Genomic DNA, 24,378 nt, shown 5'->3' with positions numbered 1-24,378 from the left:
GATGTACCTTGATTACAAATCGTCGGAGACCGCCAGACTTGATGATGCGGTTCTGTATGTGCATGATACATTTGTGGTATACATGGTGTCCGATGACAGCGAAACGGCACAGGGAATAATAAGTGATTATCTGGAATGATCTTCTGGGTGATCATTTTTTTTGTCTGCATTTCCTTGTGTAACACCGGGATAGATCATTCATATTATAGTAATAAATCCGCTGTCAATAAAATAAGATAAATAAAGAGCGCTGTATGCGGTTGTAATTTTATGCACTGGCATGTATTATTATGTATAATGTATACAATATACAAAATACGAACAATTGACAGCTTGAGATATCAGCACTGTGGTGCGTTGCGCCACAGTGACTGAAAGTGGCTGAAAATGAGTTGAAGGTCAATAGAGAAAGAGGTATAGACATGGCAAAACAGAATTGGAAACCAGGAAATATGTTGTATCCGGTTCCGGCAGTTATGGTGAGCTGCCAGAGACCGGGAGAGAAGCCAAACATAGTGACGATAGCGTGGGCCGGTACCATATGCAGCGATCCTGCAATGGTGTCCATATCGGTGCGTCCGGAGAGATATTCCTACGACATAATCAAGGAGACAGGAGAATTTACCATAAATCTCGTCACCGAGAAACTGGCATTTGCAACTGATTATTGTGGTGTGAAATCAGGAAGAGACGTGGATAAATTCAAGGAGATGAACCTCCATGCATGTGACGGCGTGAATGTGTCATGCCCGGCTATAGAGGAGAGTCCGGTGAACGTAGAGTGCAAGGTAAAGCAGGTAGTTGAGCTTGGATCCCACCACATGTTTATCGCTGAGGTGGTCGGAGTCCAGATAAGTGATGAATACATGGATAAGACCGGCAAATTCAACCTCAACAGCACGGGACTTGTCGCATATTCACATGGAGAGTATTTTGCACTTGGCGACAAACTCGGCAAATTTGGATATTCTGTTAGAAAAAAGTGATCGCAGGCTGAAAAGCTGCAGGGGAAATGTCACGGATAGGAGAGAAAATGGAAATATCATTAAAGGCATATGGAAAGATAAACCTCGGTCTCGACGTGGTCAGGAGACGCGAGGATGGATATCATGAGGTGAAAATGATCATGCAGACGGTCGATCTGTGGGATGAACTGACATTTTGCGATGTCACCACAGACGAGATCGTTATAACATCGGATTCGTCGGAGCTGCCGGATGTGAAGGATAACATCATATACAAGGCGTGCCGGATGATGAAGGATATATATGGAATAGACAAGGGTGTTCATGTAACCGTGGATAAACACATACCGGTTGCAGCCGGAATGGCAGGGGGAAGCGCTGATGCAGCGGCAGCCCTCAAGGCGATGAATATGCTGTTTGGACTGAACCTTTCCGATGAACAGCTCATGGAACATGGAGTGAAGCTCGGCGCAGATGTGCCTTACTGTATCATGCAGGGTACGGCACTCTCGGAGGGAATAGGAGAGATCCTTACACCACTTCCACCTATGCCGGACTGCCTGATCGTCATAGCGAAGCCGGCGATCGGAGTGTCCACAAAATGGGTATACCAGAACCTGAAGGTGGATCTGCTGGAGGAGCATCCAGATATCGATGGCATGGCGGATGCACTCAAGACCGGAGATCTGAAGGGAATAACAGACAGAATGGCAAATGTGCTCGAGACGGTTACGATACCTGCAAATCCTGTGATAGATTCAGTCAAGAAGCTCATAGCGGAGAACGACTCCATGGGAGTGCTCATGAGTGGCAGTGGGCCGACAGTGTTCGGAATATATGACAACAGGGATAAAGAACTGGCACAAAGAGTAGTAGATATGCTGCGTGAAAAGGACGAGATACAGGCTGCGTATGCCGTCAGCCCGTATAACATAAGAAGAGGTATGTGATGGATCTTAGATTGAATATGGATGAGTACCTGCCTCTTCGAGAGGTAGTGTTTAAGACTTTGAGGAATGCTATAGTTCACGGTGAGTTTGAGCCGGGGGAGAGACTTATGGAGGTCACTCTTGCGAAGAGGCTTGGCGTAAGCCGTACACCTGTCAGGGAGGCCATGAGAATGCTTGAACTTGAAGGGCTTGTGGTCATGATTCCGAGAAGGGGAGCAGAGGTTGCCAGGATAACGGCAAAGGATCTGAGCGATGCGCTTGAGATCAGGATGGCGCTTGAGGATCTTGCGGCAGGGCTTGCCTGCAAGAGGATAGACGACGAGGGAAAAGAGCGGTTGAAGCAGTCCTATGCCGACTTCAAGAAAGCGGTAAGCTCCAAGATAATCCCGGAGATAGTAGATGCGGATGTTGCATTTCACAATACTATAATGGACATGACGAACAATCCGAGACTGATCAGCATGTCCCAGAGTCTTCGTGAGCAGGTGTACAGATACCGCGTGGAGTATGTAAAGGATTTCAGCTATCACGACAAGCTTATAGCGGAGCATGAGGCTCTCATGAATGCGATAATAGCCAGGGATGAAGAGAAAGCCAAGGAGATAACCCGTATACATATATACGATCAGGAACAGATCGTGATCGCAAATGTTGTCATAGCACAGAAATAACAATATGCATAATAATAAATACCTGTATAAGAGGCGGAATGCGTGAAAACGTGTTCCGCCTTTTTACGTGTATGTCTGAATAAAAACTCATCCGTTGGACAAGATAGATTACAGAAGATAAACGGTATGTTGGAGGTGTTTACGGCGGACGATGGCTTCAATCAGTAAAAAAATAGACGAAAACATCACACAAATTGAGACAATGTTCGGTAACTGGAGCGATATCGTGGAGCGAAGGTTTGATCTGGACCGCTGTGCCTGGGGAGATGATCCGGCAATATACGTGGTGTATATAGATGGACTGTGTGATCATGAGTTGATTGAGAACACATTAATAAAACCAATAACCTGGGAATGGCGGAATAAAGACACGGCAGATCTGTGGGAGCATATAATCTCCTGCGAGGGTCAGACGGCGGATTATACCCAGGAAAGTGACATGGACAACGTTGTCAGGGCGGTTCTCAGGGGGGATACGGCTATATTTGTATCCGGGAGCGATCAGGCAATAGTAGTGTCATCGAAACATTTCCCTGTGAGAGGTATAGAGGAAAGCTCCACCGAGGGAGGAATGAGAGGGCCGAGGGACAGCTTCAATGAGAACTTTAGGACATCCACAGCTCTGATAAGGAGAAGGATCAAGGACGTACATCTGAAGCTGGAACAGGGGACAATGGGCGTCAGATCCAGAACAGAGTACGGGATATTCTATATGGAAGATATAGCGGAGCCTGAGCTGGTACAGCAGATAAGGGACACCATCGATAAGTATGAGATAGATGCGGTGTTTGACAGCGGTATGGCTGAACATCTGATGGAGAAGAAATGGCAGGAGATATTTCCGATATACCAGGCGACCACAAGACCTGACAAGGCGGCCGCGGCTCTGGTGGAGGGCAGGGTTGTCGTTGTGTTTGACAATTCCCCTGAGGTCATAATTGCTCCAGCCACCATCAACACTCTGTTTCAGACGGCGGACGATTATTATAACAGATGGCCGGTGGCGACATTTGCCAGAATGATAAGGTATGTGGCAGCGTTCATTGCGGTGGGACTACCGGGACTTTATATTGCGATCACCTGTTATCACAGGGAGCTGATACCCGACAAGCTTCTGTATGCGATAGCCGATGCGAGAAGCCAGCTATCGTTCCCCGTTGTAGTTGAAGTGCTGATAATGGAGCTTTTGTTTGAATTGCTCCGGGAGGCCGGGATACGACTGCCGAGCCAGCTTGGAAATACGATAGGAGTGGTTGGCGGTCTGATAGTTGGTCAGTCAGCCGTGGAGGCGGGGATAGTCAGCACAATGGTTGTGATAGTTGTGGCACTCACGGCTATAGCTTCATTTGCTATTCCGAATGAGGCGTTTGCGTCTGTTTTCAGATTGCTTAAGTTTGTAATTATAATCACCAGCGCACTTTATGGAATACTTGGATTTATCCTTGCGATGCTGGTTCTCGTGTTTCATCTTGCATCCCTGGACAGCTTTGGCGTGCCGTATATGTCCCCTGTCGTGACCTGTGGATACACTGGCGAGGGATATAAGGACTTTGTTGTCCGCGTGCCTATAAAGAAAATGATCAACAGACCTAAATGGAGCAATCCTGACGAGCGGTGCAGGTTGGTCAGAAAGAGAAAATAGATATGAATGATAAATATAATGTGACGTTTTCTGCCTTTTTTAAGATGGCTTTGCTTGTTTTGCCAGGGATGATAACTTTTGTAGCTACATTAATACCCTCATATTTTGGAAGAAATTGCCTGATTTTGTCACTTTTTTTGACGCTATGCATGGCTTTTGCTTACGTGATAGCACTATATATTGTATACATGAAGATTGATGAGAGAGGGAACAGCGAAAGCGGTAAAGTCAAAAATAGGACTATTGAATTGATTTATGGGGCGAGAACTGCCGTTAGGATGGGCTTGCTGCTGTTTGTCCTTGCCGAATGTTCCAGGCAGTTAATGTTGAAAAGATACACGGTAATTGCTATCTCAATCCCCTTGCTGCTTGCATGTTTGTATATGGGTAGCCGTGGCACAAGGGGGATGGTCAGGTTTGCGGAGTCCGTGTTCTGGTTCGCTGTCGCGGCGGGGGCTGTGGTCATTCTGTCTTCTGTGAGTAACCTTGATCTGTCAGTGCTTAAGACTGTGACTGAGATAGGAGACGAGGGCGGGGCGAATCTCACCATAAGCCGTGTCATGGCTAGGGGAGGACTGCTTTTTCTTGGATTCTCGGCTATGGAGACGGTGATGCTGGTGTATATACACGTCATTCGGAGGCGAAGAGGAATGTTGTGTGCAGCCGTAGGCACAAGTACCATAATAGGCATTATGTGTTCGATAATTGTGATATGTACACTGGGCACGGGTGCGCTCATGGCTAAGGAGAAAAATATACTATATATAGTGGGAGCCATGGAACTGCCTGGCGGAGTGAAGCTCAGGCCGCTCATGCTGGTGTGTTACCTTGTCATCGTGTTCGGTGTGATGGCACTGGTTCCAAACGTCATAGGTGGATGGGGCGCTGTGGACAGACTGGGTGTTCGGCACAGACGGCTGTGGAAGACATTGTGGGCAGTCCTTGCATTTGCCGTATGCCTGTGGGCCGGGATGCTGCCCGGACAGCAGGACCGTATAAAGATCATCTCCGGATATCTTATTCTGGTGGATGTACCCCTATCGATAATATTGCCGGCGGCATCACTTGCCGGGAAATGGCCTGTAAAAAAATCTGCCGGACTGGCGGCGGTGTTATTGACGGCGTGTATATTGAGTGGGTGTGAATACAAGCCGGTGGAGGATGTGGACTATGTGAATGCGGTCATCATAGAGCGCAGCACGGAGGAGCCTGCCGGCGGCGGGCTGAGATACAGTCTGGTCATAACAGGACTGGACGACGATGAGGATTCCCTGACCGAGGAGGGGGTGTACCAGGTGGACGCCGGTTCATTTGCCGATGCTTGCAGAAGTTATAATGAGAGTCATGCGAAGTCCCTCGATACGAGTCATGTGGAGTATATAGTAGCGGAGGATACCCAGGTAATGAACGAGGCTGCAGCCGAACTTGAGAAGGAATTTGCTACAAGCTATGTGACTGTGGTGATAGAACAGAATATACTGGAGAAATCCGGGGATAACAATACAAATGAATATCTTAAGACACACTATGAAGGCCAGTGTCTGGCGACATACGCGAGAGATGGGATAGGTGAATAGAGACTTAGATGATCAGGAGGTATTGTTTATGTGGAGAATGTTCAGGGCGGCCATACTGGGTGTCCTCATAGGAATTGTCGGCGGTGTGATATTTGGACAGGTTTCTTATGTGAAGAAATATAAGGATAAGGTGTCGAGGGAGATAATGGCGGATGCGGTCATGTACAACAATTCACTGGATGACAGTGGAAGGGTCATAAGGCTTAAGGTCGATTATGATGGCGATATGAAGTCTGAGGATGAGAGAGATGAGCTTGAGAGCTATGTGGGCAACACAGTCATGAAGCAGATCGGCATGTGGCTTGGGGACGACTACAATGAGAATCTGAGTTATATACAGATGCGCCACAATCTTGTCATGGCGATGGAAGATATAAATGACATTGCCCAGAGCGCGGCAAATGCGTGGGGCGTGGATGCCGATGCAAACTCCGGATTTTCTTATGAGTATTTTGGCGATTCCGGGGAGGACTGTCCGCCCGGAATGTATGAGACATTATGTATAGATCTGGGGGATAAGTGACGTTGAAAAGTTGATTCCCAGGTGTTATACTTTGACCTGTGGTGTGCCCCGGGTGCACCGCGGATTAAAGTATAAGGAGCACATGTCATGGCTAAGGAAAATTTGGTTGTAATATTTGGAGGAAGATCATCAGAGCATGAGGTTTCATGTATATCGGTACAGACAGTTGCCAAGGGGGTTGATCTTGAAAAGTATAATATGACATTGGTTGGCATTACCAAGGATGGAAGATGGTTAAAGGCAGATAATATAGAGAGTATAGCGGATGGAAGCTGGTATGACAGCAAGGTCACAGCAGTGATCTCACCGGACACCAGAAGAGAGCTTATAGTTTTCTCCGATGCAGGTGTGGAGCGCCAGAAGGTGGACGTCATATTCCCTGTACTTCACGGTATGTATGGCGAGGATGGAACTATACAGGGATTGTTCGAGATGGCAGATATTCCATATGTTGGATGTGGCGTTCTGGCATCGGCGGCATCCATGGATAAATTCTATACGAAGATAATCGTTGATCACATCGGTGTTTCACAGGCGAGATTTGTACCTGTGCTTGCAGAGGATTTCAGCGACATAGACAGTGCTATGGACAGAGTTGAGGCTGAGCTTGATTACCCTGTATTTGTAAAGCCTTCAAAGGCCGGATCATCAAAGGGTGTAAATAAGGCAACTGACAGAGCTAGCCTTCTGTATGCGCTGAATGAGGCCGTAAAGCACGACAACAAGATCCTCGTTGAGGAGACGATAGTTGGACGTGAGCTTGAGTGCGGAGTCCTCGGTTACAAGGACAATACCAAGGCTTCGGGAGTTGGCGAGATACTTGCCGCTGCTGAGTTCTACGATTTCGATGCAAAGTACAACAATGCTGAGTCGAGAACGGTTATCGGCGCCGACATCCCTAAGGAAGCAGAGAATGAGATAAGGGAAGATGCTGTGAAGATATTCAAAGCACTTGACGGCTTCGGACTCTCCAGAGTGGATTTCTTCCTTGAGAATGGAACAAACAGAGTTGTATTCAATGAGATCAACACACTTCCTGGATTTACAGGAATAAGCATGTATCCAATGCTGTGGAATGCTCAGGGATACGATATAAAGACTCTCGTCACAACTCTTATTGAGATGGCAAAAGAGAGATAATTTTATAAAATTACATAGATTGGAAGTTTATATGGTAAAGAATGTTACTGTGACAGTAGTTGGAGAGCAGAGGACGAGCAGGGAAGAGAACAACGTTGAACCCATAGAGCTTGTTACCAGGGGAAGCCTTCATGAGAAGGACGGGGTATTTTACCTGAAATACGATGAGTATTATGAGGATCTTGAGAAACCGGCGAGAAATCTGCTGAAGTTTGACAAATTAGGACTTGACCTGACAAAGAAGGGCGAAGTCAGTGCTGCCATGTCATTCAGACCGGGAGAGACCAGAGAGGCATTTTATTCTACTCCGGTTGGTATGATGAATATAAGCATACTCACTGAAGGCTATCAGCTCGTGGAGACGGAAAAGGGGCTTGGTCTGGTCGTGGTGTATGTGATGGATTATGGCAATGAATGTGTATCGTTTAACGTACTCAGGATAACCGTGGAGTGAGGATAGCTATATGGATGACGAGAAGGCGTTTGATGATTTTTTGTCTATAGATACGACGCTGTGTATAGGTGCGGAGCAGCCCACCGAGGAGAATAATATATATCAGGCGATTTACTACAGGGATCTTGTGACCCTGTTCAATGCCGTGTCCATGGAGCCGGAGGATACACTTGTTGATTTTGGCTGCGGACTGGGGCGTGTATTGTTCTATGGCAACTCAAGGCATTACTGCCGCGCCACGGGTATAGAGGCAGATGCTGACATATACGAGAAGCTTCTGGAAAATGCCGCGGGTTATCAGAGCAGATTTTATGATCAGGAAGACAGGATGAACTTCTATAACATTCCGGCGCAGGAGTATGAGGTTGCAGATGAAGATAATTATTTCTATTTCTTCAATCCATTTTCCCCGGAGGTGTTCAAGAAGGTCATAGACAATATAATAGATTCCGTGCGCAGGGCACCGAGAAATATATATCTGATGCTGTACTACCCGACATTTGAATATCAGAGAGTCATGAGGGACAGCAGGTATTTTGTGTTGAAGAATATCATCAAGTTGTCAGGATACGAAGAGGATCCCGATGAAAAAGTGTATGTGTATCACATGTCAAGATACTTTGTGTGATTTGCCACTTCGGCGCAACAGCAGATATAGGGCGATGAAGCCTGCGGCTGACGTGATACCAGTTGCAAGTATACAGCCTGTATGTGGCAGTGCAAATGGCAGCATCCCGGTGAAATAAGAAGATACGTTGATCGTTATGTGAAGAAGGATCGATGGCAGCAGGGAAGACGTCCATGTGGCGAGCAGCGCGAGAAGGATTCCCATGGGAAGGGCGTAGCAGAACTGGACTAAATTGCCGTGATAAAGGGCGAACAGCAGCGCTGACAGTAGGATGGCGATGGCATCTGAATGTCTGCATGTAAATGCACGTCTGGAAGAACTCAGAGAGATCCCTCTGAACACAAGCTCCTCACAGACCGGTGCAAGCAGCATGACTGTTGTAACTCTGAAGATACCGTTGTTTAGAGAGAATGATGAACGAATCATGTCTCTGTAACTGCCGAGAAGCTCTGGACGATGGAGCTCAATGGCGTTCAGTATTCCGGTCGAAAAGAACTGCAGACTGAGGCCTGTTATGACAATAAGTATAAAAATACAAAAACAGAACAGGAATGAGAGTGATCTCGTTCCTGTTCTGTTTTTATTGTTACGGTTATCTCCTGTGGTGAATACCCAAGGATATACATGGTGTATACATCCGCAGAGAATAATTATTATAACACATGATACCAGAGATGATGGAATAAGCCCATGGACAAAAGTTATGCATATCGGTGCGAGTAAAGCTATTCCAAGTTCGCGGAGGTTAATATGACATTTCTTCATATTGGGAATCTCCTTTCAAGCTGTTACATCTTCTGGATCTTTTTAGCTCTCTCTTTTTCTTCCTTGGCCTTAGCCTTGGCTGCGGCCTTCTGCTCCTTGCTGAGCTTTGACTCGGCTACATCCTTATCGTACATATCCTGATACTTTCTCTGCTTTGCACGAAGCTTCTCACCAAAGGTCTTCTTGCCCTTCTTCTCCTCGATCTTACCACGAACATTCTTGACGCTCATGATATAGATACCGCTGACCATAGCCTTTACCTCTCCGCGGACAGGCATCTGATCATATATACCGTCATCACAGATAAGATTCATGATCTGAGGTCCGATCTTGGCCTTTACTATAGGCATCTTGGCCTTCTGGTAACGCTTTGGTGTCTGTTCCATTACCATCTTAGGCAATCCGGCATCCTTCATAGGGAGCATCTTCTTGTCGATGACAAGCATCGTCACAGGCTGTGCCTGTTCCTTCATCATTTCCTTCTGTGCAGACTGCTTTTTCTGAAGCTTATTGCCCACTATGTATAATGCAATAAGACCTCCGATAAGTATAACTGCAACTATTATCAACCATACCCACCATGCCATGTTTAGTTCCTCCTGATTATATTTAGTTATTGGTGTTTTGTCTTGTCGTGATCAGATTATTATAGTCTGATCACTTTTTTGTTGCAAGGGGAAGATTCTTAACCCTTGCTTTCTGAATGAGTGCCGGAATGGTTTCAAGAACCTCCTTGCGCTCCTTTGGCTTCAAGCCATTTATGTCGATAGGGTCAAGAAATTCGATGACCACCTTGTGACTTCTGATAAAGTTGTGCTTGTTGGCCTCCATGATATTGTCTGTTCCGCATATGGATACAGGTACGATAGGACATCCGGCCTTCTGTGCGATCTTGTATGCTCCGTCCTTGAAAGGAAGAAGTTCTTCGCCGTCATTTCTGTGTCCTTCAGGAAATACCATCATGGAATGTCCGGATTTTACGATATCAGCCGACTGCATGATAGTCTCCAGTCCCTTCTTCAGGTCGGACCTGTCAAGGAATGTACATCCTATGTCCTTCATATACCATGGAAGGATAGGAACCTTCAGGATTCCGTCCTTGGACATAAATCCCAGAGGCCTGTCCAGTGCGTTGTGACAGCACAGTATATCGAAGAAGCTTCTGTGGTTGCCGACAAACAGAATAGGCTGATCTTTGGGCACCCGTTCCAGACCTATGACAGTGCACTTGGCACCGCATATGAACATGACTATTCCAAAGAAGCCTTTGACCAGCTTCTGGGCATGGCGGTACGCCTTTTCCTGATCCTTCTTAGCCAGAAGGTACAGATACAGGTGATACGGAGTACACAGGATGATGCCCAGAAAGGCAAATAAATATGCAAATATTGTTCTCAATATTATAATTCTCCTTATGCTATTTTAAATGTTCCAGCATTGATTTGACTCGTCGTATGATTACTTCTCCTCAGAATCCTTCTTCTCCGGTATTGGAGTATATCTTCCATAGAGCTTTGATGTCTCAAGAAGCCTGTCTGACAACTGCTTGCCCAGGTCTGAGGCTTTGAATCTCCATGCCCAGTTGCCCTCTCCAACGCCTGGCGTGTTCATACGTGCCCATGAGTCGAGCTTTAGCACGTCCTGCATAGGAACGATGGCCATGTTGGCAACAGAAGAGAAGCATGCTCTTATCATAACCCAGCAGATATCACTTGCATCAGTGCTGTAGTATCTTCTGAGCTTATCCTTTGAAGCTTCATAAGCCTGCGTATACCATCCAAGGGTGGTGTCGTTGTCGTGTGTTCCTGTATAGCATACACAATTAGGTGTATAGTTATGTGGAAGGAAGTCGTTCTCGTTTGGATTTTCAAATGCAAACTGAAGGATCTTCATTCCAGGAAGTCCGAATTTGTCTCTGAGTTCTATGACTGAATCATCTATCTCGCCGAGATCCTCGGCGATGATAGGAAGATGGTAGCCGAGATTAGCTTCGAGCTGTGTGAAGAAGTTCAGCCCTGGAGCTGGCTTCCACTCGCCGTTGATGGCGGTCTCCTCACCGTAAGGAACTGCCCAGTAACGGTCAAATCCCCTGAAGTGATCTATCCTGAGGAAATCTGTTACTGTGAGCTGATATTTGATTCTCTCTATCCACCATGCATAGCCTGTCTCGGTATGCTTTTTCCAGTTGTACAGAGGGGTGCCCCAGAGCTGACCGGTAGCTGAGAAATAATCTGGTGGAACACCTGCAACCTCGATAGGGTATCCCTTTGAATCCAGCAGAAACAGTTCCTGATTGGACCATACGTCTGCGCTGTCCCATGCGAGGAATATAGGTGTGTCACCTACTATACTGATTCCGAGATCATTTGCATATGTCTTGAGGGCCTGCCACTGCTCTGTAAAAAGGAACTGGAGGAAGTTGTAGTAGCCGATGCCGTCTGCAAGCTTCTTCTTCCATGCGGTCTTCTGCCTTGCGGTCGGCTTCTTCAGTGAATCATCCCACATGTACCAAGGCATTCCCTCGTGCGCATCCTTGCCTGCCATGAACAGAGAGTAGTCAGCAAGCCATGATGTATTCTTGACAAATGCATCGAACTTTGCCATGAGATCCTCGTCTCCTGACATATCATCTGCATAGTCAGCGTCGATAAATCTCTCGTACGCTTTCTTCAGAAGGCCAGTCTTGAATTCTATAAGTGTTCCATAGTCGATCTTCTCAGGATCCCAGTCAGGCATAGCTGAGAAGTCCTCGTCCAGAAGTAACTTCTTCTTTCTGAGGTAGTCGATATCGATGATAAGTGGTTGTCCTGCAAATGCTGAAAATGGCTGATAAGGTGAATCGCCAAAGCCCGTGTGACCGAGTGGAAGCACCTGCCACAGATTTAATCCTGAAGCTGCAAGAAAGTCGATAAACTGATAAGCGCCCGGACCCAGATCTCCGATTCCATAAGGACTTGGGAATGATGTCGGGTGAGCCAGAATACCAGCGTACTTCTTAGGCTTTTTTCCGTTGTTCTGCTCTAACATAATCTATCCTCTTTTCATAATGTATACACAGAGCCATGCCACCTCACAGTCTCTTACGAGCCTGTTCGAAGTGTACGACTCTGCTGTGTTCAGAACCATGCCACCTCACAGTCTCTTACGAGCCTGTTCGGTGCGGCGTATCCGCCGTATAGCACAATATAAGAAATGCCTTGTTCATGCAAGCATGACAAGCCATTTCTTATATTGTGCTGCATGGCTCTGAACGGTAACATTATACAATACTATGTGTGATAGTTGCAAGGTAATAGTGCTTGACAGCGGGCTGTGTGCTAACTTATTATAAGTGGAAGTATTTGAACTTGCGTATACTTCCGTATTTCCGTGATATATGGCGGTTAAGCCGTATGTGTGGAGCGGATAAAAAGAGAAAGAAGAGTATAAAAATGGAAAGAATAATCACAAGCCTGCTTGAAACGGATATGTACAAGTTTAGTATGGGACAGGCGATTTACCATCAGTTCAGTGACTATAAGACAACATGGTCATTCAAGTGCAGGAATACTGACGTGTTCTTCACAAAGGAGATGGTTGATGAGATCAAGAGACAGATACAGCTCTACTGTGATCTGAGATTTACAGAGGAGGAGCTTGAGTATCTGCACAATATCAAGTGGATAAAGGGTTCTTATGTTGATTTTCTGAGACTCTGGAAGGCAAGATATGAGGACTTTGAGATATCAGATGACGCTGAGTGTGGACTGAAGATAGAGGCGAGAGGCACTTGGCTCAATACTTCCATGTATGAGATACCTACTCTGGCTATAGTGAATGAGGTCTACTTCAGAATGAACGATGACTATGATAAGCTGCTTGCATCATTCAGGGAGAAGCTTGATGAGAAGGTCCGAAAAGTCGAGACCGGAGAGTATAACCTTGGAGCTTTCAGTGAGTTTGGACTCAGAAGAAGACTTTCGGCTGAAGCTCAGGAGCTTGCAGTCAAGGAACTCAGCAAGCGCAAGTATCCGGGTTCAACATTTGTCGGAACAAGTAATGTATATCTGGCAAGGAAGTATAATCTGGTTCCGGTTGGAACTATGGCGCATGAGTGGATCATGTGTGTTGGACAGGGTAATCATAAGCACAATCCTGCATATTCCAACTGGTATGCATTGGATGCATGGGTTAAGGAGTATGGAGTGCTGAACGGAACAGCTCTCACTGATGCCATCACAACAGATTGCTTCCTGAAGGATTTCCAGCTCACATATGCGACACTTTTCAGTGGGGTGAGACACGACAGTGGCGATCCTTATGAGTGGGGCGACAAGATGGTTCATCATTATGAGAAGCTTGGACTTGATCCAAAGACCAAGACACTTCTGTTCAGCGACAGCCTTGATTTCGAGAAAGCAGACAAACTCAACAGCTATTTCAAGGACAAGATCAAGGTTGCATTTGGAATAGGAACATATATATCCAACGATACGTGCGATGAACCGCTCAACATAGTTATGAAGACTACAGCATGTAACGGCATGGATGTTGCCAAGATATCTGATGATAAGGGCAAGGGTATGTGCAAGAACCCTGATTATGTTCATTATCTCAACAGATGTATCAAGTGGCGTATGGAGAATGATAAGTAAATTTTCGTAAGGAGGTGGCGCACTGGGTGCGCCGTCACTAAGCTGGGCTTAGTGACATCTTATGAAGCACGCAGACGCCGCGCGCAGCGCATTTTCATGCGTCTGCTCATTAGCAAAAAATGGAGTTTTGTGAATTATGGGAAAAATTATTATAATGACAGATTCTGCCAGTGACATTTCAGAGAATGAGGAGAAGGAGCTTGGAATCAAGATTCTTCCTTTCCCGGTCGTAATAGGTGGCAAGTCTTATCTGAGCAGAGTCGATTTTGACAATGAGGGCTTCTACAAGCTCATGGCAGAGAATGATGATCTTCCAAAGACATCACAGATCACAGCGTACCAGTTCGGCGAGGTGTATAAGGAGCTGGTGGAGCAGGGTTACACGGATATTATATATGTAAGCATCAACAAGGATGGTTCTGCCTCATATGCAAATGCGCAGATGGCCGCAGATCAGTTCGAGGAGGAATATCCTGAGTGTGCCGGAAAGTGCAATATATATGTATTTGACGGAATAGGCTACAGTGGACAGTATGGCTATCCGGTGGTTGTGGCAGCTAGAATGGTTCAGGAGGGCAGGGATGCCAGGGATATAGTGTGGTATCTGAAGGAAGAGCTTCCAAAGAGAAGGATATACTTCGGAATATATGGCCTCAAGTATGCAGCCAAGTCAGGAAGAATCCCAAGTGCGGCAGCTCTGGTTGGTGACGCACTCGGCGTGAAGCCTATCATGAAGATCTGGGCAAATGAGATCGTGACAGCTATCAAGTGCCGCGGTGAGAAGAAACTCATGGCAAAGATGGTGGATGTCACAGTGGAAGAGATGGAGCCAGGTTCAGAGTACCAGGTAGTATACGGAAATGATGAGACCGTAAGAGACGAGCTGACAGCCCGTATGACGGAGAAGGTTGGCTATGGCCCTTCAGATTACTTCCAGATCGGGGCAGCAGTTGCATCAAATGCGGGCCCGAAGGTCGTTGGAACTATCTTCAATGTGAAGAAAGAACTGAGATAGAAGATAAATATGAGATGTAATTAAAAGTGGCAGATGTCTGTATATATGACGCCTGCCACTTTTTCTTTGGACAGATTATTAATTATACGTAAGATAAACTGCCCTCTGAATGAAGAACTTTCAAGGCAGTTGAGTGTACAAATGCGCACTACTATGACGGTAGCAAGGTTTGTATCCCAGGCGTCAAATAAGAATAATGGATGGGCGAAGGTCACATGGATGAACACCTCTAAGTACCCAAGCCTTTGCCCGGCTCTAGTCCAGTGACCCCATACCTGTCATAGATCTTATCCAGAGCATCCCGGATCTTTGAGATCAGTCCTGAAAAATCAAATTTCTGCGCCGCCGGATCATACCACTCATCCGCCACTATCTTATGTGACATGCAAAATTATTTGGTAATAAAATACCATTACACTTTATACAGACGTATAATTGCCCCTCTTTTGTTCCCTAGCTTTTGCATTTTTGTCACTCTCCTGAAACCCATGGTAGCCCAGCCTCAGGACTGACTCCCCTGTTTGATATGTCTGATTGTTTACACATATTGATTGAAGTGGGAAATTAATAAGGGCAGGATCACCCTCATCCCCATCTATAAAAATAAGACCAATGCTGTTACACACTGGTCCGATCTCTTCACCACGCTTTCAGGCTAAGTATTACTGCTGAACTGCCTCATCACAATATTCATCGTAGTATTCTTCGGCGTCCTCTTCTGTAAGATTAAACCGCTGAATAAGCTCGCTGATAGTCTCTTCGCGAGACTGGTTGAATTTTATGCACATACTGATGCAAGTTTCTATAACTTGTTTCCGTATATATCTCTCAAGTAATTCGTTCATGTATCTTCCATCCCCCTTTTTGTCAAATCTACAATTTATCTTACCATACATTTTCGCATAAACAAATGAATTATAGTGTAAAAACTTGCTGTAAAAATCTCAGGAGGTCAAAAGAGATTTCCTTGAGTTTAATATGTCTGAATATTTATATAAATTGATTTGAATAGGGAATTAATCAGGGCAGGATCACCCTCAAGTTCTAGTCCGGACTTAGGCAAACACATTTGCACAAAAAAAATCCCGATGCTTTTACACATCAGGATTCCTGTATCAGCTACTGCCATGCGCCGCAGGTGCTGCACTTTCTGCCTACGAGTACCTTTTCCTTCTGGATCTCGTACTCTGCAGGGTGGTGGATGGTGTCTACCTTGGTAGGTCTGATTATTGCTCTTGAACCCTCGTAGATCTCTTCGCCAAGGGATTCTGAGTAATACTTCTCACCACATCTAAAGATATGGTTTTCATCGTATGTGATGTCTTTTCCGCAGTATGAGCAAAAATCTCTATCCTCATATACGTCCTCATCCCAAGCCTCAGACACACATACCTTCTTCTCCTGAGTCTCGTATACATCCTTCCAGGTATGGACATGCTCAGTTGTCGTTGGCTCCGGCTTTGGTTTCTCAGTCGTAGGTCTCTCGGTTGTAGCAGCTGTGGTAGGTCTCTCAGTTGGTGTCTCGGTGGTTGACCTTTCAGTGGTCTGATGGCTGGTCGTTACCTTGCCATCCTCTCTGCCCGGTGTCTTTGCCTCGGTTGTTGTCTGGCTGCTTGGTTTCTTCGTTGTAGATTCTGTAGTTGTAGCAGAACCCTTCTTGTCCTTCTTCGCAGTTTTAGCAGAACCCTTCTTGCTCTTTTCCGAGGTAGCAGCCTTGGTTGCCTTCTCGGTGGTTGTAGCCTTGGAAGTCGTCTTGACATCCGCCTTTCTCTCTGTTGTACCCTCTGTCATCTTTTCAGTGAATGTACCTCCCTCATGGACACCCTCCTTGGTGTCATCCCTGAAAAGAATGATGGCACTTATAATAATCGCTGCAAGCATTACCCCTATAATAATGCCTATTAACAGGATCTTTTTCTTTTTCTTGTCGTTCATAATTGTTTCGCCCCTTTCTGTTTAAGTAAAGTATAAATCAGAATATGGTAAATTACACTAAATATTTACAGTAAAAAATAAACCAGCCGTCGTTACAAAATGTAGCAGCAGCTGGTTTATTTATTTTGGTGGTTAGTATACCTACTCTTCCGATACTAATTCCTCAAGCTCGTGATAGACTCTGGCAAGCGGCAGTCCGACAACATTGTTGTAGTCGCCCTCAATTCCCTTGACGAACAGACCGCCCTTGCCCTGAATTCCATAGCTTCCGGCTTTGTCAAACGGCTCATTTGTGGCGAGGTACTGGATTATCTCGTCGTGGGATACAGGATAGAAGGTGACATCCGTCTTCTCATAGAATGAGCTGGATGACTTGGCTCTTCCGTTCACATATATCAGACACACGCCGGTGTACACCTGATGCGTCTGGTCGGACAGACTGTTCAAGGTGTTGTATGCATCGTCGTAGTCGTAAGGCTTACCAAGAATCCTTCCGTTCAGCGATACAACAGTGTCTGCGCCGAGGACAACGAAGCGTTCAGGAAGCTTTTTAACCCGTCTTACAACATCCTGGGCGATGATCCTGTTGCACACTTCATCTGCCTTCTTCTTAGCCAGAAGCATTACATATTCAGATGGAGCCATAGGTTCAAGATCTTCATCAGAAAGACTTGGACACACATCGAAGTCGTATCCCGCCTGGGCCAGAAGTTCCTTTCTTCTAGGCGATCCCGAGGCGAGAATTATCTTTATGTTAGTCATATGCTATATCTCTATACTTTCCTAAAATAATTTTGTACAAACAAGATCTGTTATTGTCGTACACACAGATCATTATTTACACATCTTAATAGCCTTCTCAAACAGTGGCAGAGAGCGCTCAACCATATCTGTTGTAGTACAGTAAGCCAGTCTCATATGTCCCGGACACATAAAGCTGTCGCCAGGAACAAGGATCAGATCAAGCTCATGGGCAGTCATGTTACAGAACTCATTTGCATCTGCGATAGGAGTCTTAGGGAACATATAGAAGGTTCCGCCTGGCTCAACACACTCATATCCCATAGCTGTGAGCTCCTTGTACAGGATGTTCTTGTTCTTCTCGTAGATAGACAGATCAGAGGTCTCGTCAAGAACCCTTGCAACTCCGAGCTGTATCAGAGATGAAGGACAGTTGTGTCCTGTGAAACGTGATACCTGTCCGCACATGTTGATGATGAGTTCAGCGTCCTTGCACTTAGGATTTACAGCCACATATCCGATACGCTCTCCAGGCAGTGACAGTGACTTGCTGAATGAGTAGCAGCAGATGGTGTTGTCGTAGAACTTAGAGATGAACGGCGAATCAGTTCCCTCAAATACGATCTCTCTGTAAGGCTCATCTGATATAAGGTAAATGTCATGTCCGTACTCCTCCTGTTTCTCTGTGAGGATCTGGGCAAGACGTGTTATGGTCTCTGTTGAGTAGACGATTCCGGATGGGTTGTTAGGCGAGTTGATGAGGATTGCCTGAACATTTGGGTTCATCATCTCGAGGAATGCGTCAAAGTTGATCTGGAATGAAGTTATGTCCGCGGGAACGACCTTGAGAACAGCACCGGTTCCGTCAACGTATGGTACATACTCAGGGAAGTAAGGCGCAAATGTGATGACCTCGTCACCCGGTTCTGTGACACATCTGATGGCGTGAGCCAGGGCTCCGGCAGCACCTGATGTCATGAAAATGTCCTCAGGAACATACTCCATGCCGAAACGGCGGTTCAGAGAATCTGCGACAGCCTTTCTTACAGAATAAATAGTGAGTGTTGGGCTGTAACCATGGAGTGTCAGTGAATCCTCATTCTGGATAAGGTCGATAAGTCCTTTGTTGAAGTCGTCTGTGGTAGGCACAGATGGATTGCCTATAGTATAGTTGAACACATTCTCAGCACCGATCTCAGCGGCACGCTTTGAAGCATACTGTGCAAATTCCCTGATGATGGAAGTGTTGTTTAACATTGATGAATATTTCTTTGAAATCATGAAAGTCCTCCTGTTATGTAAAATGTTATGATAAATATACAGTTTTGGACACAAAAAAACAAGAGGTAACAGAACGGGGAAGATCTGCTGCCTCTTGCAAAAAAATGAGGGGAGAGAGGATTCAAATAAATGAAAAACTCTTTACGATTGTTAGTATATCCAGGATTTGTGAAAAAAATGTGTTTAAAGATTAATCTATTTATAAAGATTAATAACTAATCATAAACAAATAATTAAACGTTCACAAAGTGCGGGTATTTCTGTATAATACAGCGTGACGGATACGATATTGCGGTACTATAAACAATGCATTAGTACCATAAGAGAGGTTTGAGATATGATATTTGAGACACATGGTCATTATGACGATACTCAGTTTGATGAGGACAGAGAGCAGTTAATTGCAGAATTCCTTGAGAAAGATATAGATAAGGTTATGAATGTTGGCGCGGATATGCAGTCATCGAGGAATTCGGTGGGGCTTGCCGCAAAATATCCGCATTTTTATGCGGCAGTCGGCGTACATCCGAGTGAGGTAGGAGAGCTGACGGAGACGGATATACAGGAGCTTAAGAGCATGGTGCTGGATAATCCAAAGGTGAGAGCCATAGGAGAGATAGGTCTTGATTATCATTTTGATGATGATCCTCCGAGGGATGTTCAGAAGAAATGGTTTCTCAGGCAGCTTGGGCTTGCGCAGGAGCTTGCCATGCCGATCATTATACACAGTCGTGATGCGGCATCAGACACTATGGAGATGCTTAAAAGAATGGATGGCGGCAGAAATGGCGGTGTGATACACTGCTATTCATACAGCGTTGAGCAGGCCAGGGAATATATTAAGATGGGATTCCATATCGGTGTTGGCGGAGTTGTCACCTTCAAAAACAGCCGGAAGCTTCAGGAGGTCGTGGAGGACATCCCTCTGGAAAAGATAGTTCTCGAAACAGACTCCCCATACATGGCTCCGGTTCCATTCCGGGGAACAAGGAACTCAGCCCTCAACATACCTTATATAGCTGAGAAGATAGCTGAGATCAAGGGCGTTCCGGTTCAGAAAGTGTATGACCAGACATACGCGAATGCCCTGAAAATGTACAAGATGTAATAAAAACGTAGATTACAGGCAATGGAGGTTTCGCAATGTGAATTGAGACCAGGATTTTGTGGTATTCCCCAGACAGGCATACCACAAAGTCCTGGTCGTGACACAAATCTTGATGAAACCTCCATTGTCTGGACGCAGGAAAGGACAAAGCATGGAGAAGTTAAGCAATCCACAGGTCACGATAGAGACGATAAAGAAATACGAATTTGCATTTCAGAAGAAGTTCGGTCAGAATTTCCTCATAGATGCCCATGTCATAAATAAGATAATCAGCGCAGCGGACATCACGAAGGACGACTGCGTGCTGGAGATAGGTCCGGGAATAGGAACCATGACCCAGTATCTTGCGGAGAGTGCCGGACAGGTTGTGGCGGTGGAGATAGACAAGAATCTTCTCCCTATTCTGGACGAGACCCTTGCGGAGTACGACAATGTGACCATCATCAACGATGACATACTGAAGGTGGATATCAACAAGATCGTGGAGGAGAGAAATGGCGGCAGGCCTATCAAGGTGGTTGCGAATCTTCCATACTATATAACCACACCGATCATCATGGGACTTTTCGAGAAGCATGTGCCGCTTCTCTCGGTGACGGTCATGGTGCAGAAGGAGGTTGCGGACCGCATGCAGGTGGGCCCGGGGACCAAGGATTACGGAGCACTGTCCCTGGCAGTTCAGTATTATGCCGAGCCGTATATAGTGGCAAATGTTCCGCCAAACTGCTTTATACCGAGACCGGGTGTGGGCTCAGCGGTCATCAGACTGAACAGATACCAGGAACCGCCGGTCAAGGTGAAGGACGAGCAGCTCATGTTCCGGCTGATAAGAGCATCATTTAACCAGAGAAGAAAGACTCTCCAGAATGGTATAGCCAACAGCGGAGAGCTGTCATTTGCCAAGGAGCAGATCGCAAAGGCTTTGGAATCCCTTGGAATATCAGCAAATATCCGTGGAGAAAGTTTGAGCCTGGCGGAATTTGCAGCTTTGAGCGACATTCTCACGGACAAATAATGTCATAGGTGGTGAGACAGAATCATAGATAATTGATAAAGCCCCCGGAAAAGGACGCATAATTCCGGAAGGGAGAGGAGGATTATCTATGGTGTACTGGAACCGATTTATATCGTATATTTACAGGTATCACGACGGGCACAAATGTGAAAATTCAGGATTTGCCAAGGTGGCAAAGGTGGGGAGAACGGGAAGACTCACGGTTGGACTGAGAAACGGAATGAACAGCAGAGAGGAAATCTATGGCGTGTTCATTTACAGGGAGACGCTGGCCGACGAAGGCGCAGTGGGCGGTGAACAGACAAATGAACCCGTGATGATCCCTCTGCCGGTGCTCGTCGGTAAGATGAGACTCAGAAATGGACACGGTGAGGAGTGCTTCTCATTCTGCTGGGATGATGTCATGGAGAGCGGACGGCCTGTGACTGCATTTGCCGGTATCGTCATAAGGCGTATACAGCCGGATGGAAATATGGGGCAGGAGTATTACGACAGCGATATATTCTGTTCGTCCTGGACGGACAGTGTGATAGATTATTCCAGAATGTGGGATGCGAAACGTGCGGGCCGCGATGCTGAGGAACTGAGCGAGGCGGTGAGAGAGGCCTCCATAACAGATACGGTCACGGCAGAGTTGGAGCTTGAGAGCTGTGCTGCACCGGCGGAGCCTGTATGTTCTGATGAGGTCGAGACCTCCGAGACCGGAACGGCGATAGACAAAATGTTTGAGAACTATGAACGTCTGCCACTTCTTCCGGGAAGCTCCCTGGATGACGGGCTGGACAGCGTCATAGAGAGCGTGAAGATATCCCCGAATGACATAGGTCTGCTGGACATGTGCAACTGGAAGCTCGGGGTGAACAGCTTCCTGACACACGGGTATTACAGCTACAAATACCTGATGTTCGGCAAAGTCATATTTTCCCCAGATGATGACCGCGTCAGTTACATACTTGGAGTTCCGGGGGTGTATTCCTCGAGGGAGAAATACCTTGCCGGGATATTTGGATTTGACAGATTCGTGCCGGAGAAGGAGACACATATCAAGACCGGCAGCTTCGGCTACTGGATAGTGGATATAAGATAGGAAGAAGAGGATAAAGAGAATGGAAGATACCAATATAGATGAGCTGACGCCGGAGGAGCGGCGTATCCATGAGAAGTATATGGATAAAGCCATAGCCCAGGCAAAGAGGGCTTATGCAAATGGCGATGTTCCGATAGGCTGTGTCATAGTCCACGATGACAGGATAATCGCAAGGGGCTTCAACAAGAGAAATCTGAAAAAGACCACACTTGCACATGCGGAGATACTGGCCATAGAACAGGCGTCAAAGAAGCTCGGCGACTGGCGGCTGGAGGAGTGCACAATGTATGTGACCCTTGAACCGTGCCAGATGTGTGCCGGGGCCATAGTGCAGGCCCGTATCCCAAATGTGGTGATAGGATGCATGAATCCCAAGGCCGGATGTGCGGGCTCCATAATAAACCTGCTGGACATGAAACAGTTCAATCATCAGGTTGAGGTTATACGTGGTGTGCGGCAGGATGAATGCAGTGAGATGATGAAGAGCTTTTTTCGCGACCTGAGACAGGGAAAAGCGAAGAATGCTTGACGGCGGGCGGCATGTCAGATATAATGTAGCCTGCGGTGCATCTTGTGCACAGCCAATTAAATATGTTTTAAAGTTTCCATGCAACCGGGGAGGTAGCGGCGCCCTGTACCTGCAATCCGCTATAGCAGGGGTGATGGTCTTCCTGAGGGGTGGCCGCTGTAGGGCTGCCCTCAGTAAGTGATGTTGATGTCTGGGTCTCGCGCAACAGGAATCTTCGAACCGTGTCAGGTCGGAGACGAAGCAGCACTAAGGGGAATCTTCTGTGTGCCGTGAGGGTGCCTGGGCTGAGTTAACTGCTGAGGTAACGTCTATGGTGACGCTTCGAAGGAAGATCGCATGGATTTTTTTATTTTTAACATTATTTATTAAAAATTTAAAAAAATATAGCAAAATCCCACAAAAGATGTTATCATCAAGTATGATACTTTTGCAGTGTTATTATGCGCTGCAGAATAGTGATTTCCAAGGGGCGAAACGGATATGAATTACGCTGAAGTAATTGATTTTGTAAAGGAACAGACAGCCGTTAATGGTAGGCCGCCTAATTATCCATTCAGGAGCAGATTTGAACATACTATGCGGGTGTATAGATGGGCGATAAAGCTTCAGTCGAAGTTAGGTGGAGATCTGGATATAATAGTTCTCGCGGCACTTCTTCATGATGTGGGCTGGGATGACGAGAGACCACATGGGGAGGTCGGAGCAGAGATAGCTGTCAATTATCTTGACAGTCTGGGAGTCGATCCACAGAAGATAGCCAAGATAGGCGAGATAATCATGATCCATGAGGAGAAGGATACTGATGCAGATCTGTCACTTGAGTGCAGGATAGTTATGGATGCAGACCTGCTGGATGAAGTGGGAGCGATCAGTGTTCTGTGGGATTCCATGGCTACGGCTATAGAGGACGAGGCAAGCTATAAGCGCGCATATTACAGAATCAAGAATTTTTATAAGATCAATAAACCAAAGATCAAGAGATGTAAGACGGAGGCTGGACGACTTGAGTACAGCAAACGCATGCAGCTCCTTGAGGATTTCATATTCCAGCTTGAGAAAGAACTGTTCTAGTATCGATTGATGAATTTGATTGTGGATAGGAGAGATAATTATGAAGACATTTGTTAAGATCCTTGTAGCCATTATTGTGGTAGCAGCTATCTGTGGCGGTGTGTATCTGGTTCTTCCTGAGACAGCTCAGATATTTGTAAAGGGTAATATTCAGTATCGTACTAACGATGAGGCAAAGGACAAGATAGACAGCCTTAAGAAGAATGAGATCGTCTATACAGATGTACAGAGCAACGGAACAGAGAAGAAGGTTCCTACAGGTGTTACATATGGAGACGCTCTTGATAAGAAGGCCAAGACAACAGTATGGTATTATGAGGACACAACAAACGGTGGATTCAGAATCACATATTATGGAACAAAGGTCAGCATGGATCTTGCAAAGTATGGTTCAGATGGAACATATATAGACAAGACACTGAAGGCAGTATTTGATTTCCCTGCAGGCGGAAAGAGTACAGTTACATTGTACATAGGAGATGAGCAGTGTGACGATGCGATGAAGGCTGCTGTACTTCAGGCTCTGGCTAACTAATAATAGTTAATATACAATAAAACTCCACACCGACTTGATATGTACCCAGAATCCTGGACACATATTTATGAACTAGGCTGAACACATGGATGCTATCCTGTATTGTACAGGT

26 protein-coding genes and 1 other RNA gene are annotated in these 24,378 nt (G+C 46.1%); 18 read left to right on the top strand and 9 right to left on the bottom strand.

What is annotated here, in order from left to right; genetic code table 11:
• The first annotated feature begins 422 nt into the window (after positions 1 to 422).
• The 9 genes from AB5150_RS11695 to AB5150_RS11655 all read left to right on the top strand — a co-directional run bounded on the left by AB5150_RS11695 (position 423) and on the right by AB5150_RS11655 (position 8,550).
• Positions 423 to 986 carry a flavin reductase family protein gene (locus AB5150_RS11695; protein ID WP_015534482.1) on the top strand — a complete coding sequence of 188 codons (564 nt, stop codon included), beginning with the start codon at positions 423 to 425 and terminating at the stop codon, positions 984 to 986.
• 47 nt (positions 987 to 1,033) lie between these two features.
• On the top strand, positions 1,034 to 1,915 hold the full coding sequence (gene ispE / locus AB5150_RS11690) for a 4-(cytidine 5'-diphospho)-2-C-methyl-D-erythritol kinase (RefSeq protein ID WP_022217339.1): 882 nt from the start codon (positions 1,034 to 1,036) through the stop codon (positions 1,913 to 1,915).
• The gene (locus AB5150_RS11685; protein WP_015534484.1) at positions 1,915 to 2,586 is read left to right on the top strand and encodes a GntR family transcriptional regulator; all 672 of its coding nucleotides are present in this window, start codon (positions 1,915 to 1,917) and stop codon (positions 2,584 to 2,586) included. The genes ispE and AB5150_RS11685 overlap by 1 nt, the downstream gene beginning before the upstream one ends.
• Positions 2,587 to 2,737: 151 nt before the next feature.
• Positions 2,738 to 4,228 (top strand): spore germination protein, encoded by a 1,491-nt coding sequence (locus AB5150_RS11680; protein ID WP_118757882.1) that lies wholly within the window; start codon positions 2,738 to 2,740, stop codon positions 4,226 to 4,228.
• Between the two features lie 407 nt (positions 4,229 to 4,635).
• Positions 4,636 to 5,805 (top strand): hypothetical protein, encoded by a 1,170-nt coding sequence (locus tag AB5150_RS11675; RefSeq protein WP_368291898.1) that lies wholly within the window; start codon positions 4,636 to 4,638, stop codon positions 5,803 to 5,805.
• Positions 5,798 to 6,328, top strand: a complete 531-nt coding sequence (locus AB5150_RS11670) for a hypothetical protein (RefSeq protein ID WP_238051636.1) — start codon at positions 5,798 to 5,800, stop codon at positions 6,326 to 6,328. The genes AB5150_RS11675 and AB5150_RS11670 overlap by 8 nt, the downstream gene beginning before the upstream one ends.
• 87 nt (positions 6,329 to 6,415) lie before the next feature.
• Positions 6,416 to 7,468 (top strand): D-alanine--D-alanine ligase family protein, encoded by a 1,053-nt coding sequence (locus AB5150_RS11665; protein WP_022217335.1) that lies wholly within the window; start codon positions 6,416 to 6,418, stop codon positions 7,466 to 7,468.
• A 31-nt stretch (positions 7,469 to 7,499) separates the two neighbouring features.
• The gene (locus tag AB5150_RS11660) at positions 7,500 to 7,922 is read left to right on the top strand and encodes a DUF1934 domain-containing protein (protein WP_055280406.1); all 423 of its coding nucleotides are present in this window, start codon (positions 7,500 to 7,502) and stop codon (positions 7,920 to 7,922) included.
• Positions 7,923 to 7,932: 10 nt separating this feature from the next.
• The gene (locus AB5150_RS11655; RefSeq protein WP_055280407.1) at positions 7,933 to 8,550 is read left to right on the top strand and encodes a histone methylation protein DOT1; all 618 of its coding nucleotides are present in this window, start codon (positions 7,933 to 7,935) and stop codon (positions 8,548 to 8,550) included.
• On the opposite strand, the gene AB5150_RS11650 is transcribed toward AB5150_RS11655, so the two are convergent.
• The 4 genes from AB5150_RS11650 to malQ form a co-directional block, all read right to left on the bottom strand.
• Positions 8,533 to 9,315 (bottom strand): lysostaphin resistance A-like protein, encoded by a 783-nt coding sequence (locus tag AB5150_RS11650; protein WP_368291897.1) that lies wholly within the window; start codon positions 9,313 to 9,315, stop codon positions 8,533 to 8,535. The two genes, AB5150_RS11655 and AB5150_RS11650, sit on opposite strands and share 18 nt — an antisense overlap.
• Before the next feature lie 23 nt (positions 9,316 to 9,338).
• Positions 9,339 to 9,902, bottom strand: a complete 564-nt coding sequence (locus AB5150_RS11645) for a hypothetical protein (RefSeq protein WP_015534491.1) — start codon at positions 9,900 to 9,902, stop codon at positions 9,339 to 9,341.
• A 70-nt stretch (positions 9,903 to 9,972) separates the two neighbouring features.
• Positions 9,973 to 10,713, bottom strand: a complete 741-nt coding sequence (locus tag AB5150_RS11640) for a 1-acyl-sn-glycerol-3-phosphate acyltransferase (RefSeq protein WP_117874368.1) — start codon at positions 10,711 to 10,713, stop codon at positions 9,973 to 9,975.
• Positions 10,714 to 10,773: 60 nt separating this feature from the next.
• Positions 10,774 to 12,342, bottom strand: a complete 1,569-nt coding sequence (gene malQ / locus AB5150_RS11635) for a 4-alpha-glucanotransferase (protein WP_118649545.1) — start codon at positions 12,340 to 12,342, stop codon at positions 10,774 to 10,776.
• Between the two features lie 365 nt (positions 12,343 to 12,707).
• Here malQ and pncB point away from each other — a divergent pair, with 365 nt between their 5' ends.
• Together pncB and AB5150_RS11625 are read left to right on the top strand one after the other, a co-directional pair.
• On the top strand, positions 12,708 to 13,949 hold the full coding sequence (pncB, locus tag AB5150_RS11630) for a nicotinate phosphoribosyltransferase (RefSeq protein WP_015534493.1): 1,242 nt from the start codon (positions 12,708 to 12,710) through the stop codon (positions 13,947 to 13,949).
• 136 nt (positions 13,950 to 14,085) lie between these two features.
• The gene (locus tag AB5150_RS11625; RefSeq protein WP_368291896.1) at positions 14,086 to 14,964 is read left to right on the top strand and encodes a DegV family protein; all 879 of its coding nucleotides are present in this window, start codon (positions 14,086 to 14,088) and stop codon (positions 14,962 to 14,964) included.
• Positions 14,965 to 15,193: 229 nt separating this feature from the next.
• On the opposite strand, the gene AB5150_RS11620 is transcribed toward AB5150_RS11625, so the two are convergent.
• From AB5150_RS11620 to AB5150_RS11600, 5 genes are all read right to left on the bottom strand, one after another.
• Positions 15,194 to 15,349, bottom strand: coding sequence for a hypothetical protein (locus tag AB5150_RS11620; protein WP_156332993.1), 156 nt, complete (start codon positions 15,347 to 15,349; stop codon positions 15,194 to 15,196).
• 277 nt (positions 15,350 to 15,626) lie between these two features.
• Positions 15,627 to 15,809 carry a hypothetical protein gene (locus AB5150_RS11615; RefSeq protein WP_368291895.1) on the bottom strand — a complete coding sequence of 61 codons (183 nt, stop codon included), beginning with the start codon at positions 15,807 to 15,809 and terminating at the stop codon, positions 15,627 to 15,629.
• 274 nt (positions 15,810 to 16,083) lie between these two features.
• Positions 16,084 to 16,899, bottom strand: a complete 816-nt coding sequence (locus AB5150_RS11610) for a hypothetical protein (protein WP_368291894.1) — start codon at positions 16,897 to 16,899, stop codon at positions 16,084 to 16,086.
• Positions 16,900 to 17,040: 141 nt separating this feature from the next.
• On the bottom strand, positions 17,041 to 17,661 hold the full coding sequence (locus AB5150_RS11605) for a nucleoside triphosphate pyrophosphatase (RefSeq protein ID WP_022216004.1): 621 nt from the start codon (positions 17,659 to 17,661) through the stop codon (positions 17,041 to 17,043).
• Positions 17,662 to 17,733: 72 nt separating this feature from the next.
• On the bottom strand, positions 17,734 to 18,921 hold the full coding sequence (locus AB5150_RS11600; protein ID WP_015534496.1) for a pyridoxal phosphate-dependent aminotransferase: 1,188 nt from the start codon (positions 18,919 to 18,921) through the stop codon (positions 17,734 to 17,736).
• 337 nt (positions 18,922 to 19,258) lie between these two features.
• Between AB5150_RS11600 and AB5150_RS11595 the strand changes: the two genes are divergently transcribed.
• The 7 genes from AB5150_RS11595 to AB5150_RS11565 all read left to right on the top strand — a co-directional run bounded on the left by AB5150_RS11595 (position 19,259) and on the right by AB5150_RS11565 (position 24,266).
• On the top strand, positions 19,259 to 20,029 hold the full coding sequence (locus AB5150_RS11595; RefSeq protein ID WP_368291893.1) for a TatD family hydrolase: 771 nt from the start codon (positions 19,259 to 19,261) through the stop codon (positions 20,027 to 20,029).
• A 151-nt stretch (positions 20,030 to 20,180) separates the two neighbouring features.
• Positions 20,181 to 21,044, top strand: a complete 864-nt coding sequence (rsmA, locus tag AB5150_RS11590; protein WP_055145795.1) for a 16S rRNA (adenine(1518)-N(6)/adenine(1519)-N(6))-dimethyltransferase RsmA — start codon at positions 20,181 to 20,183, stop codon at positions 21,042 to 21,044.
• Between the two features lie 88 nt (positions 21,045 to 21,132).
• Positions 21,133 to 22,131, top strand: coding sequence for a DUF6128 domain-containing protein (locus tag AB5150_RS11585; RefSeq protein ID WP_117550018.1), 999 nt, complete (start codon positions 21,133 to 21,135; stop codon positions 22,129 to 22,131).
• Positions 22,132 to 22,150: 19 nt separating this feature from the next.
• Positions 22,151 to 22,660: a tRNA adenosine(34) deaminase TadA gene (tadA, locus tag AB5150_RS11580; RefSeq protein WP_015534501.1), complete on the top strand. Its 510-nt coding sequence runs from the start codon at positions 22,151 to 22,153 to the stop codon at positions 22,658 to 22,660.
• 76 nt (positions 22,661 to 22,736) lie between these two features.
• An RNA gene (ffs, locus tag AB5150_RS11575) (signal recognition particle sRNA large type) lies at positions 22,737 to 23,000 on the top strand.
• Positions 23,001 to 23,140: 140 nt separating this feature from the next.
• Positions 23,141 to 23,731, top strand: a complete 591-nt coding sequence (locus AB5150_RS11570; protein ID WP_015534503.1) for an HD domain-containing protein — start codon at positions 23,141 to 23,143, stop codon at positions 23,729 to 23,731.
• Positions 23,732 to 23,771: 40 nt separating this feature from the next.
• Positions 23,772 to 24,266, top strand: a complete 495-nt coding sequence (locus AB5150_RS11565) for a hypothetical protein (protein ID WP_015534504.1) — start codon at positions 23,772 to 23,774, stop codon at positions 24,264 to 24,266.
• Positions 24,267 to 24,378: the final 112 nt, after the last annotated feature.

Origin of the sequence: Coprococcus sp. RTP21281st1_F1_RTP21281_210402 (assembly GCF_040915325.1) — a bacterium.
Taxonomy (GTDB): domain Bacteria; phylum Bacillota; class Clostridia; order Lachnospirales; family Lachnospiraceae; genus Coprococcus; species Coprococcus aceti.
This window is presented reverse-complemented; position numbering and strand designations above follow the sequence as displayed.